At 64.8% G+C, this 16,017-nt stretch carries 16 protein-coding genes; 5 read left to right on the plus strand and 11 right to left on the minus strand.

Annotation, left to right across the window (positions count from 1 at the left end; translation table 11 throughout):
- Nucleotides 1-5 precede the first annotated feature (5 nt).
- Complete coding sequence (locus AWB70_RS15185) at nt 6-1,340, minus strand: glutamine synthetase family protein (RefSeq protein ID WP_014250527.1); 1,335 nt, start codon at nt 1,338-1,340, stop codon at nt 6-8.
- Between the two features lie 129 nt (nt 1,341-1,469).
- Nucleotides 1,470-1,664 carry a hypothetical protein gene (locus tag AWB70_RS15190; protein WP_041731521.1) on the minus strand — a complete coding sequence of 65 codons (195 nt, stop codon included), beginning with the start codon at nt 1,662-1,664 and terminating at the stop codon, nt 1,470-1,472.
- A 201-nt stretch (nt 1,665-1,865) separates the two neighbouring features.
- Here AWB70_RS15190 and AWB70_RS15195 point away from each other — a divergent pair, with 201 nt between their 5' ends.
- Genes AWB70_RS15195 through AWB70_RS15210 form a run of 4 tightly spaced genes read left to right on the plus strand, consistent with a single transcriptional unit; the run spans nt 1,866 to nt 6,457 of the window.
- Nucleotides 1,866-3,746: an ABC transporter permease gene (locus AWB70_RS15195; RefSeq protein ID WP_053569062.1), complete on the plus strand. Its 1,881-nt coding sequence runs from the start codon at nt 1,866-1,868 to the stop codon at nt 3,744-3,746.
- Nucleotides 3,743-4,528, plus strand: a complete 786-nt coding sequence (locus AWB70_RS15200; RefSeq protein WP_053569063.1) for an ABC transporter ATP-binding protein — start codon at nt 3,743-3,745, stop codon at nt 4,526-4,528. The genes AWB70_RS15195 and AWB70_RS15200 overlap by 4 nt, the downstream gene beginning before the upstream one ends.
- The gene (locus tag AWB70_RS15205; RefSeq protein WP_053569064.1) at nt 4,525-5,232 is read left to right on the plus strand and encodes an ABC transporter ATP-binding protein; all 708 of its coding nucleotides are present in this window, start codon (nt 4,525-4,527) and stop codon (nt 5,230-5,232) included. Before AWB70_RS15200 ends, AWB70_RS15205 begins: the two co-directional genes overlap by 4 nt.
- 34 nt (nt 5,233-5,266) lie before the next feature.
- Nucleotides 5,267-6,457 (plus strand): ABC transporter substrate-binding protein, encoded by a 1,191-nt coding sequence (locus AWB70_RS15210; RefSeq protein ID WP_014250531.1) that lies wholly within the window; start codon nt 5,267-5,269, stop codon nt 6,455-6,457.
- On the opposite strand, the gene AWB70_RS15215 is transcribed toward AWB70_RS15210, so the two are convergent.
- Nucleotides 6,454-7,026 (minus strand): DNA-3-methyladenine glycosylase, encoded by a 573-nt coding sequence (locus tag AWB70_RS15215; protein WP_082378088.1) that lies wholly within the window; start codon nt 7,024-7,026, stop codon nt 6,454-6,456. The two genes, AWB70_RS15210 and AWB70_RS15215, sit on opposite strands and share 4 nt — an antisense overlap.
- 62 nt (nt 7,027-7,088) lie before the next feature.
- Between AWB70_RS15215 and AWB70_RS15220 the strand changes: the two genes are divergently transcribed.
- A complete protein-coding gene (locus AWB70_RS15220) occupies nt 7,089-7,532 on the plus strand; it encodes a low affinity iron permease family protein (protein ID WP_053569066.1) in 444 nt (147 codons plus the stop codon).
- Nucleotides 7,533-7,536: 4 nt separating this feature from the next.
- Here AWB70_RS15220 and AWB70_RS15225 read toward each other — a convergent pair whose 3' ends face one another.
- Genes AWB70_RS15225 through AWB70_RS15260 form a run of 8 tightly spaced genes read right to left on the minus strand, consistent with a single transcriptional unit; the run spans nt 7,537 to nt 16,016 of the window.
- A complete protein-coding gene (locus AWB70_RS15225; RefSeq protein WP_235024258.1) occupies nt 7,537-9,402 on the minus strand; it encodes a TadE/TadG family type IV pilus assembly protein in 1,866 nt (621 codons plus the stop codon).
- Nucleotides 9,399-10,073 carry a TadE/TadG family type IV pilus assembly protein gene (locus AWB70_RS15230; RefSeq protein WP_014250535.1) on the minus strand — a complete coding sequence of 225 codons (675 nt, stop codon included), beginning with the start codon at nt 10,071-10,073 and terminating at the stop codon, nt 9,399-9,401. The genes AWB70_RS15225 and AWB70_RS15230 overlap by 4 nt, the downstream gene beginning before the upstream one ends.
- On the minus strand, nt 10,070-10,573 hold the full coding sequence (locus AWB70_RS15235) for a TadE/TadG family type IV pilus assembly protein (RefSeq protein WP_053569067.1): 504 nt from the start codon (nt 10,571-10,573) through the stop codon (nt 10,070-10,072). The genes AWB70_RS15230 and AWB70_RS15235 overlap by 4 nt, the downstream gene beginning before the upstream one ends.
- On the minus strand, nt 10,570-11,478 hold the full coding sequence (locus AWB70_RS15240) for a tetratricopeptide repeat protein (RefSeq protein ID WP_235024259.1): 909 nt from the start codon (nt 11,476-11,478) through the stop codon (nt 10,570-10,572). The genes AWB70_RS15235 and AWB70_RS15240 overlap by 4 nt, the downstream gene beginning before the upstream one ends.
- On the minus strand, nt 11,475-12,434 hold the full coding sequence (locus AWB70_RS15245; RefSeq protein ID WP_045453464.1) for a type II secretion system F family protein: 960 nt from the start codon (nt 12,432-12,434) through the stop codon (nt 11,475-11,477). Before AWB70_RS15245 ends, AWB70_RS15240 begins: the two co-directional genes overlap by 4 nt.
- Entirely contained in the window at nt 12,431-13,405 is a 975-nt protein-coding gene (locus AWB70_RS15250) for a type II secretion system F family protein (RefSeq protein WP_053569068.1), read from the minus strand. Before AWB70_RS15250 ends, AWB70_RS15245 begins: the two co-directional genes overlap by 4 nt.
- Nucleotides 13,402-14,799 carry a TadA family conjugal transfer-associated ATPase gene (locus AWB70_RS15255; protein ID WP_053569069.1) on the minus strand — a complete coding sequence of 466 codons (1,398 nt, stop codon included), beginning with the start codon at nt 14,797-14,799 and terminating at the stop codon, nt 13,402-13,404. Before AWB70_RS15255 ends, AWB70_RS15250 begins: the two co-directional genes overlap by 4 nt.
- On the minus strand, nt 14,799-16,016 hold the full coding sequence (locus tag AWB70_RS15260; RefSeq protein ID WP_053569070.1) for a CpaE/TadZ family protein: 1,218 nt from the start codon (nt 16,014-16,016) through the stop codon (nt 14,799-14,801). The genes AWB70_RS15255 and AWB70_RS15260 overlap by 1 nt, the downstream gene beginning before the upstream one ends.
- Nucleotide 16,017: the final 1 nt, after the last annotated feature.

Consider the following 16,017-nt stretch of genomic DNA (forward strand, 5'->3'; position numbering starts at 1 on the left):
CGATATCAAACGTGCAGCAGCAGATGTTTGCGTTCCCACGAACTGATCACGCGAAAGAACGCTTCGTATTCGGTTTCCTTGAGCGCGAGATAGGCGCGCACGAACTTGTCGCCGAACATGTCCGCAAGCGGCTCGCAAGCGCCCATCAGCGCAAGACCTTCGTCGAGATTGCGCGGCAACTGATACGGCTGACGATAACCGTCGCTGGCGAGCGGCTCGGTCGGTTCGAGATGCTGCGTCATGCCGAGATAGCCCGCGGCCAATGTCCCCGCGATCGCGAGATACGGATTGCAGTCCACGCCCGGTATGCGATTCTCGATGCGCCGTGCCTGCGGCGACGCATGCGGCACGCGAAAGCCCACGGTGCGATTGTCGTAGCCCCATTGCACGTTGATCGGCGCGGCCATGAAACGCGATAGCCTGCGATAGGAATTGATATACGGCGCGAAGATCGGCATGAGCGCAGGCGTGTACTTCTGCAGGCCCGCGATATAGCCGTAGAACAGGCTAGTCGGTTCGCCGTCGCGATCGGTAAACAGGTTACGGCCCGTCTCTTCATCGACGATGCTCTGATGCACGTGCATCGCGGAGCCTGGCTCGTTCTCCATCGGCTTCGCCATGAAGGTCGCGTACATCTTGTGACGCAGCGCCGCTTCACGCACCGTGCGCTTGAAGAGAAACACGCGATCGGCGAGATTGAGCGCATCGCCGTGCATGAAGTTGATCTCCATCTGCGCCGCGCCGACTTCGTGGATCAGCGTGTCCACTTCGAGCTCCTGCACCTCGCAGTATTCGTAGATATCTTCGAAGAGCGGATCGAATTCGTTGACCGCATCGATGGAATACGCCTGCCGTCCCGTTTCCGCGCGGCCCGTTCTGCCGACGGGCGGCTGCAACGGCAGGTCCGGATCGCGATTCACGTCGACGAGAAAGAACTCCAGTTCGGGCGCGACGACCGGCCGCCAGCCCTTCGCGGCGTATTTCTGAAGCACTTCGCGCAGCACGCGGCGCGGCGAAATCGCCACGGGCGTGCCGTCGAAATGCACGCAGTCGTGAATGACTTGCGCGGTCGGATCGGTGGCCCAGGGAATCAGGCGGATCGTCGCGGGATCGGGCACGCAGATCATGTCCGGATCGGTGAGGCCGGTGAAGCTGCCGTCGTCGGGATAGTCGCCCGTCACGGTCTGGATCATTACGGCTTGCGGCAGGCGCATCGATTCGCCCGACTCGAACTTGCTGCGCGGAATGATCTTGCCGCGCGCGGTGCCCGCCATGTCGGGGATGATCGCCTCGATCTCGGTGATGCGATGCTTTCGGAGGAATTCGTCGATACGTTCCATTTTCGTTCTCGTGGTTTGCACAGGCGCGCGTTTCCACGGCCTTCGCGATGCATCGCAAAGGCGCGCGCGCATTCACGCGTGACGGTTCACGCGCGGAAGCGGTCAGTCAGCGAAGAAAAGGAAGAGGCGCTACGGCAGCAGCGATGCCGCGCCGACGCAATGCACGGCGATGAACGCGCGCGCGGACAGGACGTTGCGACGCCGCACCGAGCGGCGGGAGAGGACGGTCAGAACCGACAGGAAGCGGCGATCGGGAGTCTTGCCGCAGCGATCGGCGCTGGAGCGGCGAAGGCTCCGACGTGCCAGAGGGCTTTGGACTTTCACGATAACACTCGTTTGGCGAGTTGATTTGCAGGGCAACGCAGACGATTACGATTGCCCTTCGAGGAGCATATACGGAACATGAACGCCGTCAATACGGTTTTTCCATGTCTGTCGGGCGCGGGCTATTTTGTCGCGCGCGAAGGCTGTCGCCCGATTCATCGATAATGTCGGCTCTTTCAGCCGAAATACCCATCGAGCCCGATGCTCTCCAACTTGCTCGTCCAACTCGTCAACGGCCTGGCCGATGCCTGTGCGCTCTTTCTCGTCGCCTCCGGCCTGTCGCTGATATTCGGCGTCACGCGCATCGTCAACTTCGCGCACGGCTCGCTCTATATGCTCGGCGTCTATGTCGCATATAGCCTCACCAGCCGTTTCGGCGACAGCGTCGTGGGCTTCTGGGCGTCGGTGGTGGCAGCGGCACTCGTCGTCGGCGCAATCGGCGCGGCGATCGAAGTGAGCGTGCTGAGGCGCATCTATCGCGCGCCCGAGCTCTTTCACCTGCTGGCCACGTTCGCGCTCGTGCTCGTCATTCGCGACGCCGCGCTCTATCTATGGGGACCGGAAGACCGCTTCGGCCCGCGCGCGCCGCATCTCGAAGGCGCCGTGCAATTGCTCGGGCATGCGCTGCCGGCCTACGATCTCGCGCTGATCGTCATCGGTCCGCTCGTGCTGCTCGCGCTCTGGTATGCGCTCACGCGCACGCGCTGGGGCACGCTCGTGCGCGCGGCGAGCGCGGATCGCGAAATGCTCGGCGCGCTCGGCGTCGATCAGGCGTGGCTCTTCACCGGCGTGTTCTTCGTCGGCGCGTTGCTCGCGGGACTGGGCGGCGCGCTGCAGGTGCCGCGCATGTCGGCGAATCTGTCGCTCGATCTGGAGACCATCGGCAACGCGTTCGTCGTCGTCGTGGTCGGCGGCATGGGCTCGATTCCGGGCGCGTTCGTCGCGGCGCTGCTGATCGCCGAAATCAAGGCGATGTGCATCGGCATCGGCCATGTGTCGGTCGCGGGCATCGACTTTTCGCTGTCGAAGTTCACGCTAGTCGCCGAGTTCGTCGTGATGGCCGTGGTGCTCGTGTTGCGGCCGTGGGGACTGTTCGGCCGCCCGCAAGCCATCGCGCGTTCGGCCGCGCCCGCCGATCAGCCCTTGCGCGCCGCCACACGCAAGATGAAGATCGCCGCGGGCGCCGTCGTGATCGCGCTGGCGCTCGCGCCGCTTGCCGCCGACGCGTTTCCCTACATGCCCGTGCTCTTCGTCGAGATCATGATCGCGGTGCTGTTTGCCGCGAGCCTGCACTTCATCATGGGGCCGGGCGGCATGCATTCGTTCGGTCACGCGGCGTACTTCGGCCTCGGCGCGTATGGCGCGGCGCTCTTTCTCAAGGTCTTCGCGCTGCCGATGGAAGCCGCGCTCATACTCGGCCCGCTCATCGCGGGCATCGGCGCGATCGTGTTCGGCTGGTTCTGCGTGCGTCTGTCGGGCGTCTATCTGGCGATGCTCACGCTCGCGTTCGCGCAGATCGTCTGGTCCGTCGTCTTTCAATGGGATGCGGTCACGGGCGGCAGCAACGGCATATTGGGCATCTGGCCGTCGCCGTGGCTCGCGTCGCCCGTCGCGTTCTATTACCTCACGCTGTGCTTCGCGGTGATCGGCGTGTGGCTATTACGGCGCATGCTGTTCTCGCCGCTCGGACTCGCGATGCGCGCGGGCCGCGATTCGCCGTTGCGCGCCGAAGCCATCGGCATGAACGTCGCGCGCGTGCAATGGGCGGCGTTCGTCGTCGCATCGCTCGTGTGCGGGCTCGCGGGTTCGCTCTATGCGTTCTCGAAGGGCAACATCTCGCCCGAGGCGATCAGCGTGGGCCGCTCCGTCGATGGCCTCGTGATGGTCCTGCTCGGCGGCATTCAGACGCTCGCCGGTCCCATCGTGGGGGCGAGCGTGTTCACCTGGCTTCAGGATACCGTCGCGCGTCAGACGGATTACTGGCAGGCGCTGCTCGGCGCAGCCATTCTCGTGCTCGTGATCGCGTTCCCGCAAGGCATCGCGGGCTTCGTGCGCGACCGTTTCACGAAGGAGGCGCAATGACGCTGCTCTCCGTCGCGCATCTCTCGAAGTCGTTCGATGGCGTGCAGGCCGTCGACGATGTCTCCTTCGATCTCGAAGCCGGACAATTGCTCGCGCTGATCGGTCCGAACGGCGCGGGCAAATCGACATGCTTCAACATGATCAACGGGCAACTGAAGCCGGACGCGGGCGCGATTCGCTTCGACGGTCACGATATCGCCGGCATGCGTTCCCGCGATATCTGGCGTCTCGGCGTGGGCCGCACGTTCCAGATCGCCGCGACCTTCAATTCGATGACCGTGCTCGAAAACGTGCAGATGGCGCTGCTGTCGCGCGAGCGGCGCATCTATGGCCTGTTCAGGCGCGTCGCGTCATGGAAAGAGGAGGAAGCGCTGGCCTTGCTCGGTCTCGTCGGCATGACGGCGCATGCGCAACGCAGTTGCGCCGTGCTTGCCTATGGCGACGTGAAGCGCGTGGAGCTGGCGATCGCGCTTGCCCATGACCCGAAGCTCTTGCTGATGGACGAACCCACGGCAGGCATGGCGCCGCAGGAACGCAACGCGTTGATGTCGCTCACCGCGCGTCTCGCGAAGGAGCGCCATATCGGCGTGCTGTTCACCGAGCACAGCATGGACGTGGTGTTCTCGCACGCGGACAAGCTCATCGTGCTCGCGCGCGGCAAGCTCATTGCACAAGGCGACGCCGAAGCGATCCGCAACGATGCGCGCGTGCGCGAGGTTTATCTCGGCACGGGCGCATCGTTCGCGCCGCGCGCCGCCTTGCGCGCGGGAGCCGCGTCATGACGCTGCTGAAAGTCGACGCGCTGAATGCGTTCTATGGCCGCGCGCAAATCCTGTTCGATGTCGGCTTCGAAGTCGGGCGCGGCGAAGTCGTTGCGCTGATGGGCCGCAACGGCGCGGGCAAGTCCACGACCATGAAGGCCGTAATGGGGCTGTTGCCGCGCATCGCGGGCACGGTATCGTTCATGGACGAGAACATCGCCGGCATGGCGCCGTATCGCATCGCGCGAAAGGGTTTGGGCTATGTGCCGGAAGATCGCCGCGTGTTCGGCGATCTCACGGTAATGGAAAATCTCGACACGGGCCGCCAGCCACCGCGCGAGGGCGCGCCATCGTGGACGCCCGAGAAGCTCTTTCGCGTGTTCCCGAATCTCGGCGAGATGCGCGAACGCCGCGCGAGCCGCATGAGCGGCGGCGAGCAGCAGATGCTCACGGTATCGCGCACGCTGATGGGCAATCCGCGCCTCGTGCTGCTCGACGAGCCATCGGAAGGCGTCGCGCCCGTGATCGTCGAGCAGATGGCCGATATGATTCTCGAACTGAAGCGCGAAGGACTCGCCATCCTGCTGTCGGAACAGAACCTGCATTTCGCGGAACTCGTCAGCGACCGCGTCTATGTGCTCGAAAAAGGCCAGATTCGCTACGAAGGCGCGATGAACGCGTTCGCACACGACGACGCCGCGCGCCGCGAATTCCTTGGCGTATGAACGAAACGAATCCAAACAGAGAGGACAGTACCCAATGACGTCAATGCGCTTCACCGTCGCCGCCATCGCAGCGAGCATGGCTTTCGCCGCGCACGCCGATACCATCAAGATCGGCGAGATCAATAGCTATAAAGTCGTGCCCGCATTCTTGACGCCGTACAAGAACGGCTGGAATCTCGCGCTCGATGAAATCAACGCGGCGGGCGGCGTCAACGGCAACAAGCTGGAAGTCATCTCGCGCGATGACAACGGCAATCCCGGCGATACCGTGCGAGTCGCGCAAGAGCTCGTCGCGCGCGAGCAGGTGAAGCTCCTGTTCGGCGGCTATCTGTCGAACACGGGCCTCGCGCTCGCGGACTACGCGAAGCAGCGGCGCATCTTTTTCCTCGCGGCCGAACCGCTTACCGACAAGATCGTCTGGCAGGACGGCAACAAGTACACGTACCGGCTGCGGCCATCGACTTACATGCAGGTCGCGATGCTCGTGCCCGAAGCCGCGAAGCTCAAGAAGAAGCGCTGGGCGCTGGTCTATCCGAACTACGAGTACGGACAGTCGGCGGTGGCCACGTTCAAGCGCTTGCTGAAGGCGGCGCAGCCGGATGTCGAATTCGTGATGGAGCAGGCCACGCCGCTCAACAACATCGATGCGGGCGCGGTCACGCAGGCGCTCGCCGACGCGAAGCCCGACGCCATCTTCAACGTGCTTTTCAGCGCGGACCTTGGCAAGTTCGTGCGCGAAGGCAATACGCGCGGTCTGTTCAAGGATCGCGCGGTCGTGTCGCTTTTGACCGGCGAGCCGGATTATCTCGATCCGCTTGGCAAGGAAGCGCCGGTTGGCTGGATCGTGACGGGTTATCCGTGGTATGCGATCGAGACGCCCGAGAACAAGAAATTCGTCGCCGCATATCAGGCGAAGTATCACGACTATCCGCGCCTGGGCTCGGTCGTCGGCTATGCGGCGATGATGTCGCTCGCCAACGGCCTGAAGAAAGCCGGCTCGCCCGACCCCGACAAGCTCGCCGCCGCATTCAAGGGATTGTCCGTCGATACGCCGTTCGGCCCGATCACCTATCGCAAGCAGGACAATCAATCGACGATGGGCGCGTATGTCGGCGTGACGGGCCAGAAAGACGGTAAAGGCGTGATGACGACGTTCCGTTATGTCGATGGCGCGAGCGTGCAGCCATCGGACGAGGAAGTGAAGAAACTGCGTCCCGCCGATTAACCCTTGGGGAAGGGCTTGCTGACGAATTTCGATCCGGCGAGCCCGAAACGCCACGGCACGTCGATCGCTTTCGTGAGGCCGATGCGCGGGCCGACCGCGATCGGAAAGTCGTGTTCCGGCGGCTCGATCTCGAACGGCGCTTCCAGCAGCGACATGCCATTTTGCTTGTGCGTGATGCCGAGCGCCTGCGCGAGACGGCCCGGCCCCGAGCATAAAAGCCTGAGCGGCTCCATCCCGCGCCGCTCGCGCATCAGATCGATGCCGACAAGCGGCTCGATCGCGCGAATCAGCACGCCCGCGCCGTGACCGGCCTCGCGGCACACGAAATTCAGGCACCAGTGAATGCCGTATGAGCGGTAGACGTAGGCGTGCGCGGGCGGCCCGAACATTGCTGCGTTGCGCGGTGTCGGCCCGGAAAACGTGTGCGACGCGGGATCTTCGCGATCGTACGCTTCCGTTTCGACGATGCGGCCGCCGACACCGTCGAAGGTCACGATCGCCCCGATCAGGCGTTGCGCGACTTCTTCGGACGGCGCGTAAAAATCGATGGGTTTGGGTTTCCTGTTCACAGGCGGTATTCTAGCCGCGCCCTCGCCGCCGCATCGAAACCCAACGATCAGGAGACGCCGAAATGAACACGTCGTGGTTTCTCAAGTTCTCGAATGCGCTCGCGCAGATCGCGGGCCGCGCATCGACTTTCATGATTGCGGTCGCGCTCGTGGTCGTCTGGGGCCTCTCCGGACCGTTCTTTCATTTCAGCGACACGTGGCAGCTCGTCATCAATACGTCCACGACCATCGTCACGTTTTTAATGGTCTTCCTGATTCAAAACACGCAAAACCGCGACACCGCCGCGATGCAGATCAAGCTCGACGAACTCATCCGCGCGATGGACAAGGCGCATAACGCATTGCTCGATCTCGAAGAGCTCGACGAAAAGGAACTCACGGTTTTTCGCAAGCGCTACGAGAAGCTCGCGCAAGAGGCGCGCGATAACTTTCGGTCGGCAAGCAGCGATATTGAAATGCCTTCGTTCGGGCGCGACGGCGATCGCCCGAACGAAGCAAAGCGCTAGCCCGTCACTGCGTAAGCCGCAGCACGCCCAGATTGCCCGCGATCTGCTGAAAGATGTTGTTGAGCGTCGTGTTGTCCGGCGCGTGATAGTAGTTGCCGGGGCTCGCGCAGCTCTGCATGTTGGTCTGCGCGCTGGAGCTCGACGCGGACGCGCCGAACGTGATCGCATAGACGGTGATGCCCGCCGCCTTGATCGCCGAGCACACGGCCTGCTGGAACGTGTTGACGTCGTCGGGCCAGCCGGCGTTGTTGCCGCTCGACGGATCGATCGGACTGCCGTTATGCAATTCCGACGAATCCATCAGCGCGTTGGACATGTCGCCGCCGCCCGGCCGCGCCACCGAAGGCGCCGACAGGCTGTTCGTCCCCACGCCCGACAAGCCGTTGAACCACAGCGTATTCGGAATCGAGCCCGCCGCGCCGACCTGATTCTGGCCGTCGGTGAGCACGATCATCACGCGTTGCAGGTTCTGCACGGTGCCGTTGGTCGGTTTCGGCAGGCTCGTGTCGGACGAAATCCAGCCGTTGCCCGCGCCCGCCGAGTCCTGCGACCACGCCGGCTCCAGCATGCGCCAGCCCCACAAAAGACCGACCGGGATGATCGTCGATCCCGAAGGCGTCATCTTGCCGACCGCCGTGATCAAGGTGTTGTTGCTCTGCGTGAGGAAGGTCATCGAGGTGCCGAGGCAGCTCGAATTCTGGGTGATCGTCTGCCCCGAGCTGTTGTACTGGTCGAACTGTGTGGCGATGCCGGTGCCCGCGCCGCCCGTTGGACTGTTGCACTTGTTCGCCGAGCCGCCCGAGCCGAGCGTCACGCTTACGCCGGTGTCGGTCGTGGTCGTGGCGCTCGTCGTCGTGCAGGAGTTGTACCGGCTCTGCGAGCTGTAGGTGACGATTTTCAGCCCGTTCTTCGGCACGTTGTAGTAGTAGCGCTGGAACAGCGGCTGCGGCGTCTTGATCGCGGGATTCGGCGGCGCGTAGGCGCTCGGATAGAGACTCGTGCCGATGCGCGGCTCGATCGGGCAGCCGCTCCAGGCGTTCGCCTGCACGCCGGTCGTGTTGTAGGTCGGCAGCACGGTACTGAGCCAGCTTCCCGACGACGACAGCGCGCCCGTTGTGTTGACGGTGCTCGCAAACGGCACGAGGCCGATGTAATTCTTGTTGCCAGTCGTGGTGCCGGTCGTCGGCAACAGGTCGTTGATGAGCGATTTGGCCGCGGTCTGCAAGCCGCTCATCTTCGTCGCGCCGCTCACGCCGTTGGCCGCGTCTCTCATCGAGCCGGTGTTGTCGAGCACCATCACGAGTTCGAGCGTGCTCTGCGGCAGGCGCAATGCCGTGTTGTTCGCCGATACCTCCGACGTATCCGGCGTCATGCCGCCGCCGGTGCTGCCGTCGCCGTTGCCCGGGTTTGCGCTCGACGTGCCGAGAATCTTCGGTGCGAGCAGCGGCAGCGCGCCGCTCGCCGACAGCTTGATCGTCTGGCCTGTCGCGGGCGCGCCCGACACGGTCGCCGTGAAATTCGTGGACGGCACGCTGAAGCCCATGAAGCCGCTCGGCATGTTGGCGTCGTAATAGGCGCGGGCGTCCTGCTGCCACAACGTGAGACTGGCGCCGGTCGGCGTGTTGCCGTAGTGCGCGAGATTCGCGCCCGACGAGAGCGTGGCCGCGTCGAGCGCCATCTGCACGCGGCCTTGCGTCATCACGTAGTCGATCGCGTCGAGCGACACGCACATCGAGCCGATCATCATGCTCGCGGACATCGCGAAGAGGATCGCGATCGCGCCGTTATCGCTTTTCAACAGACGCTCGCGCGGGCGCAATGTCGATGCAATCGCCATGATCCGGGCCTTGTCCTGTCTGATGGGCGTCATTGTTTGGTGAGCGGCTGACCGGAGCGCGGCCGCACATACACGCGGCGATAGAGGATCTGCTCGCCCGGCATGCCCGAGATCAGCTTCGATGTCATCGTGAACGGGTTGTACGCCAGAAAGACCTCGACGACGATCGCCGAATCGCCGATGCGAAACGGCCAGGTCGAGGGCAGCGGGTTCGTCGACGAAACGCGCGATGTCATCAGGCTGTTCTTGCTGTTGGCCCACGCGCTCGTCGACGCGGTCCAGAGCATGCCGGCGGTGCCGGGCGACATCAGATTCGAGCTCGCGTTCATCAACTTGCAGGTGCCCGACGTCGGCGTGTCGCACACCGACGTCACGTACACCATGCCGTTGGCCTTGATCTGGTAGGGCGCGGCGAGCAGGGCGGCGTCCTGCCAGAGCGAGCCGTAGCTGTTGGCGTCGGTCGTGTCGGTGGCGTCGGCGATCACGGTGCTCATCTGGCCGATGGAGTTCGCGAGCGTGAACGCCGTGCGATCGACCGCGCTGGCCGCGCGCATGTACATGTATAGCTCCGTGAAGCCGAGCATGACGAGCAGCATCATCGGCACGATGATGACGAACTCGATCGACACGCTGCCGCGCTCCGAGCGCAACAGGCGGCCGAGCTTCTTCCGAATCGCGCGCGCGGTGCCGCAGGCCGTTTTCATTTCTCGTTCTGCACGATGTAGTTGCGTTCGAAGGTCAGCGTGTCGATGCCGAACATCTTGGGAATGCCGGTGACGCCGGGCATCGTGAGTTTGATGTTGTAGGCGATCACGTCGCCGAGACCGCCCATGTCGCTGGTCGGCTTGTAGGCCGAGTTCGAAAGGTTGCCGTAGGTGCCGTAGTTCAGCGCGGTGATCTCGACCGTCGCGCCGAGCTGTTTCCAGCCGCCGAGGATCGTGTCGATGACCTTCTGCGCCGCGTCCTGCCGCGTGCCCGTGGCGGGCGTCGTCGTCGTGATCCCGACGCGCGATGCTTCTTGCGCCGCGGCCTGCACGGTCGCATCGACGATCATGTCTATCGCGAGCTCGAGCGTCCCGGCGATGAGTGCGACCGAGATGAACGCGACGAGCGCGAATTCGATCGACGCGATGCCGCTCGCGTCGCGCAGATAGCGCTTCGCGAAATCGCGCGAGCGCGTGCGGCGGCGTGCGGCGGCTTTCATTTGAGGCGCGTGGCCTGAACCAGCGCCGTCGGGATGGCGGCGGGCGCCGCCGGTTGCGCGGACGACATCGAAGGCGCGCGCTGCGTCAGCATTTCGCGCTGGATGTCGTAGAAGCGCAGATTGTCTTCGACCGATGCTTTCGGCAGATCGCGCGACAGGATTTCGGCGGCGGCTTCGCGGTTGCCGAGCAGGCCGTAGGCGAGCGCGAGATTCTGGCGCGCTTGCGGCGGCGCGGCGGGGAAGCGCGTCACGTCGAGCAGCACGTTCGCGCCTTCGCGCGGTTCGCCGCCGAGCACGAGCGACAAGCCGAGATTCACCGACAACATCGGATCGCCGGGATTCTTTCTCAGCGCGGTGCGCAACACGGCTTGCGCGCCCTTGTGATCGCCCTTCATGTCGTAGGCCGCGCCGAGCCCGGCGGACGCGAGCGCGTCGTCGGGCGTCAGTTCGAGCAGACGCCGGTACGTGACGATGGCGTCGTCGAAACGGCGCTGGCGGATCGCGACGCGAGCAAGGCCGACGAGCGGCGCGGGCGCGTTCGCGTCGATCTTGCTGGCGCGATCGTAATAGACCCCCGCGCGTGTGAAGTCGCCGACCGTGTACAGCGTGTTGCCGAGACCGGTCAGGCCCGCCACGGAATGCGGATCGGATTGCACGGCCTTTTCGTATAGGGTCGTCGCGAGTTCGACATTGCCCGATTCGAGCGCCGTGTCCGCGATGCGCAGCTCGCTCACCGCGCTCGGCGCGGAGTTGCGCGTGACCGCGCGCGTATCGACGGTCTTGCGGGTCGTCGTCGTGCAGGCGGCGAGCGCGATCGCGAGCGCCGCGCAGCAGACGGCCGCGCCGAGGCGATGCAGGCGCGCAAGACGCGGAAGGCGGGAAAGAGAGTTCGGTGTGGTCTTCATCGCTTTGCAAAGACGCTCAAGAGTTGGATGACGGACGGTCCCGCGGCGATGAGCATCACCGCCGGGAGGATGAAAAGCATCATCGGGACCGCCATTTTGGGTGCGAGCTTCGCCGCCTTTTCTTCCATCGCGACGATGTGGGCGAGCCGCTCGGTATGTGAAAGCGTGCGCAGCGCCTGCGTGATCGGCGTGCCGTAGCGCATCGACTGCGTGAGTGTCGAGATCAGCGCGCGGATCGACGGCAGATCGATGCGCTCGCCAAGCGCCTGCAACGCGCGCGTGCTGTCGCCGGACAGCTTCAGTTCGTCGGCGGTCAGCGAGAATTCGCTCGACAGCGGCGGGCAGATCGTCTTCAGTTCGTCGGCGACGCGCCGGATCGACACGCCGAGACTGTTGCCCGCGTTCGTGCAGATGACGAGCAGATCGAGCGCGTCGGGCAGGCACGAGGCCATCGCCTTGCGGCGGCGCGCCGCGAAGAACGCGATCACGTATTCCGGCACGATCATCCCCACGACGAACACGAGCAGCATCATGGCGCCGCGCACGGCCGGATAGCCGCCCACGACGGGGATGTGCGAGCCGAGCATCACGGTGAACGCGGCGCAGATCAGCCCGACGACGAACTTGAACGCGAGCAGCACGGACACGGCCGACTGGCTGCGATAGCCGCTGCGCAGCATGGTCTTGCGCAGCTTCGCGCGATATTTGGCATCGAAGAGCGGCAGCCGGTCGCCCAGGCGCGCGAGGCGTTGCGCGATGCGCGCGAGGGCGCTTTCGTCTTCGTCTTCCTCGGGCAGCGTGCTCTCGTTGCGGTGCATGACCGCCGCCTGACGCGCGCGCTCCGCGATGCGTCCGCGCTGGCCGCCGTGCTTCGTCGCCCACAGGATGAAGATGCCGACCACGAGCGCCAGCAGCATCAGCAGGTTGATGATCGTTTCGATGCTGTCCTGGCTCATCGCGCGGTATCCAGTTTCGACATCTTGTGAACGATGCTCAGGCCGAGCGCCAGGCAGATCGCGGCGGCCGTGAGCACCTTGTTGCCCGCCGGCGTGCTGAACAGCAACATCAGATATGCGCGGTTGAGCGCGAACATGCTGCCCATGATGAAGAACGGCACGGCGGCGAGAATCTTGGTGGTGATGCGCGCTTCGCCCGTGAGCGCTTTGGTTTTCTGGCGAATCTCGCGCCGGCGGCGCACGATGCCCGCGAGGTTTTCGAGCGTTTCGCCGAGCTGGCCGCCGGTCTCGCGTTGCAGCAGGAGACATACGCAGAAGAACGAAAAATCCGCGATGCCGATGCGCGTGACCGCCGTGTCGAGCACTTCTTCGAGATCGAGACCGACCTTGAGCGCGTCGCCCATGAGCCTGAATTCGCTCTTGAGCGGCTCGGCGCATTCGCTCGACGCGACGCCCATCACGTGCGTCACGGGCACGCCCGCACGCACGGCGCGCACGATCAGGTCGATGAGATCGGGAAAGCCGTCGAGGAAGCGCCGCTTGAAACGCTCGACGAGAAAGCGGTACGCCTGCACCACGCCCAGAATCGGCATGCCGATCAGGAGCGCCGCCGGCGCGAAGGCGGGCAGCGGCAGGAACTTCGCCATCAGAAGCGCGACGAGTTCCGCGAAGATCGCCGCGACGATCACCACGCGCAACCCATTCGCACCGGCGACGGTCTTCAGGCGCGCGATCTTCGGGCCGAACCACTTGCTGAAGACGTTGTCGTGGCGCGAGAAGGTGAAGAGATCGGGATCGTCGTGACGCGTCTCGCGCGGGTTCAGGCCGCTCGCGGGAAACGCGGCCTGCACGCGCGCCTGGATGCGCGCGTCGGGACGCTGGCGGCGCATGTCCTGCATCACGAGCACCATGATGCCCACCACGAGCACGACGCCGAATGCGCTGAAGGTGATGAGATCGATGTTGATCATGAGCGCATGGCCTCGAGCAACGCGTCTTCCAGACCGTAGTACGCGGCGCGCTGCGAGAACGCCGGACGCATTGCGCCGGCTTCGAACACGCCGCGCACTTCCTCGCTATAGGCGCTCGCGTCGTACTGGAAGGCGAAAAGATCCTGCGTGATGATGACGTCGCCTTCCATGCCGACCAGTTCGGTGATGCGCGTGATGCGCCGCATGCCGTCGCGCATCCGCTCGATCTGCACGATCATGTGCACCGCGCTCGCGATCTGGCGGCGGATCGACAGGAGCGGCAGGTTGCCGTTCGCCATCATCACCATCGATTCGAGACGCGTGATGCCGTCGCGCGGCGTGTTCGCGTGGATGGTGGTCATCGAGCCGTCGTGGCCCGTGTTCATCGCCTGCAGCACGTCGAAGGCTTCGGAGCCGCGCGTTTCGCCGAGAATGATGCGGTCCGGGCGCATCCGCAGCGCGTTGCGCACGAGATCGCGCTGGTTCACGGCGCCAAGGCCCTCGGCGTTTTCGGGGCGCGTTTCCAGACTCACGACGTGCGGTTGCACGAGCTGCAGTTCGGCGGCGTCCTCGATCGTCACGGTGCGCTCGCCGTGGCCGATGAAGTGCGACAGCGCATTGAGCAGCGTCGTCTTGCCGGAGCCCGTGCCGCCCGACACGATGACGTTCAGCCGGCAGGTGCTCGCGAGCTTGAGCACGGTGGCCATCGCGGCGGACATGTTGCCCTGCTGGGCCATGCGGTGCAGCGTGATATTGCGCTTGGAAAACTTCCGGATCGAGATCGACGCGCCGTGGATCGCGAGCGGCGGCAGCACCACGTTCACGCGGCTGCCGTCGGCGAGACGCGCGTCGACCATCGGGCTGCTTTCGTCGACACGCCGCCCGACGCCCGCCGCGATGCGCTGCGCGACGTTGGTCACGTGCGTGTTGTCGCGGAATTTGCAGTTGGTCAGTTCGAGCCGGCCGTGGCGCTCGACCCACACCTGATCGGGGCCGTTGACGAGCACGTCGGTGATGGTGTCGTCGGCGAGCAGCGGTTCGATCGGGCCCAGGCCGAACATGTCGTTCAGCAGTTCGCCGACGATCTGCACCTGCTCGGCGATCGTGATGTTCAGACGCTCGCGCTCCGCCACGTCGAGCACGAGCTGCTCGACGCCCGGCTTCATCTGCTCGCGCGTCTTGCCGACGGCCGCCGACGGATTCATCGCCGTGAACACGCCGGCGCGGATCACTTTGAAGAGCTCCGAGCGCACCAGCACTTCGCTGCCTTCCGGCGCGTGCGCGCGCGGCGGCGGCGCGGCCGGCGCCGGCGCTTGCTCGCCGCTCGCGGCTTCGGCGCCGGGCGCTGCGTCCGGGTCGGGCGTCGGGCGGGCAACCTGCTTCTGACCGAACATCAGCCTCTCCTCAGCCTGAGCTTCTGGAAGAACGAGCGCTCGGCGGTCATCTGCTGGCCGGTCAGATCGCCGCCGATGCGCCTGATCATCTGATTGAAGCCGTTCGCCGCTTTTTCCTTGGGCGCTTCGCCAAGGTTTTCGGCCGTGGCGAGCGCCTTGGCCTCGAACGGAATCTCGTACAGCACGTTGCGGCCGATGGCCGTCATCAGGTCGTTCGCCTGCACCTTGCCGCCCGACACCGCGTTCGGATTGTTGAGCAGGAGCGAGGTCGGCGGATTGTTGTCGCGATCCTCGATGTGACGCAGCAGGCGGATTGTCTCGCGCGTCGAATGCACCGAGCGGTCCGCGACCACGTAGACGCGCGCGGCGTGATCGAAGGCTTCCTGCGCGAGCGGGTCCGTCACGGTGCCGACGTCGAGAATGACGTAGTGGAAGCTGTCGCACAGCAGTTCGAGCACGCGCGGCAGCGCGCCGGGCCCGAACGGCCGCGCCGCGCCGTATTCCAGTTCCGCCGACAGCATGAACAGACGGCTGCCCTTCGCGACGAGCGTGCGTTCCACATATTGCGGATCGAGACGATGCACGTTCTGCAGCACGTCGATTAGCCCGTTGTTGCTCTGCAGACCGAGCATCGAGTTGGCGGCGCCGCCGTGCAGGTTCAGATCGACATAGGCGACGCGGCGATGGGTGTCTTCCGACAGATGGCGCGCGACGTTGAGCGCGAGCGTCGTCACGCCCACGCCGCCGCGCGCGCCCGCGAACGCGATCGTCTTGCCGGCGCGCGCGAGCATCACCGGGCTGACCTTGCCGTCGGACACGTTGACGGTGCGCTTGAGCAGCTCGACGGTGACCGGCTTCACGAGATAGTCGCGCACGCCGATCTTGAGCAGGCTGCGGAACAGGCCGACGTCGTTGCGCTCGCCGAGCGCGACCACCTGCACCGACGGCTCGCACACTTCGGCGAGGCGTCCCAGGTCGGAGAGCGGCATCACCGAATCCTGCAGATCGACGAGCAGAAAAAGCGGCGAGCGGTCCGCTTTCGCGAGATGCGCGATGGCGTTGTCCACGCTGCCGACGGCGATGTGCGCGTGCGGCATCGCCTGTTCCAGCACGAAATTCCTCACGATCTGCTCGGTCTTGCGATCGGAGACGAACGCGATGAAGTCCGCGTTGCGCGTGCCGGACTTGGTCTTCGAGAAGGAAAACTCTGTGCTCATG

Origin of the sequence: Caballeronia cordobensis, assembly GCF_001544575.2 — a bacterium.
In the GTDB taxonomy this organism is placed as follows: domain Bacteria; phylum Pseudomonadota; class Gammaproteobacteria; order Burkholderiales; family Burkholderiaceae; genus Caballeronia; species Caballeronia cordobensis.

Excerpts from the sequence above, each read along its gene's own strand:
- AWB70_RS15240 (WP_235024259.1), bottom strand. The coding sequence starts at position 11,478 with ATGAAGACCACACCGAACTCTCTTTCCCGCCTTCCGCGTCTTGCGCGC.
- AWB70_RS15245 (WP_045453464.1), bottom strand. The coding sequence starts at position 12,434 with ATGAGCCAGGACAGCATCGAAACGATCATCAACCTGCTGATGCTGCTG.
- AWB70_RS15260 (WP_053569070.1), bottom strand. The coding sequence starts at position 16,016 with ATGAGCACAGAGTTTTCCTTCTCGAAGACCAAGTCCGGCACGCGCAAC.
- AWB70_RS15255 (WP_053569069.1), bottom strand. The coding sequence starts at position 14,799 with ATGTTCGGTCAGAAGCAGGTTGCCCGCCCGACGCCCGACCCGGACGCA.
- AWB70_RS15205 (WP_053569064.1), top strand. The coding sequence starts at position 4,525 with ATGACGCTGCTGAAAGTCGACGCGCTGAATGCGTTCTATGGCCGCGCG.
- AWB70_RS15200 (WP_053569063.1), top strand. The coding sequence starts at position 3,743 with ATGACGCTGCTCTCCGTCGCGCATCTCTCGAAGTCGTTCGATGGCGTG.
- AWB70_RS15210 (WP_014250531.1), top strand. The coding sequence starts at position 5,267 with ATGACGTCAATGCGCTTCACCGTCGCCGCCATCGCAGCGAGCATGGCT.
- AWB70_RS15195 (WP_053569062.1), top strand. The coding sequence starts at position 1,866 with ATGCTCTCCAACTTGCTCGTCCAACTCGTCAACGGCCTGGCCGATGCC.
- AWB70_RS15230 (WP_014250535.1), bottom strand. The coding sequence starts at position 10,073 with ATGAAAACGGCCTGCGGCACCGCGCGCGCGATTCGGAAGAAGCTCGGC.
- AWB70_RS15235 (WP_053569067.1), bottom strand. The coding sequence starts at position 10,573 with ATGAAAGCCGCCGCACGCCGCCGCACGCGCTCGCGCGATTTCGCGAAG.
- AWB70_RS15225 (WP_235024258.1), bottom strand. The coding sequence starts at position 9,402 with ATGACGCCCATCAGACAGGACAAGGCCCGGATCATGGCGATTGCATCG.
- AWB70_RS15220 (WP_053569066.1), top strand. The coding sequence starts at position 7,089 with ATGAACACGTCGTGGTTTCTCAAGTTCTCGAATGCGCTCGCGCAGATC.
- AWB70_RS15250 (WP_053569068.1), bottom strand. The coding sequence starts at position 13,405 with ATGATCAACATCGATCTCATCACCTTCAGCGCATTCGGCGTCGTGCTC.
- AWB70_RS15185 (WP_014250527.1), bottom strand. The coding sequence starts at position 1,340 with ATGGAACGTATCGACGAATTCCTCCGAAAGCATCGCATCACCGAGATC.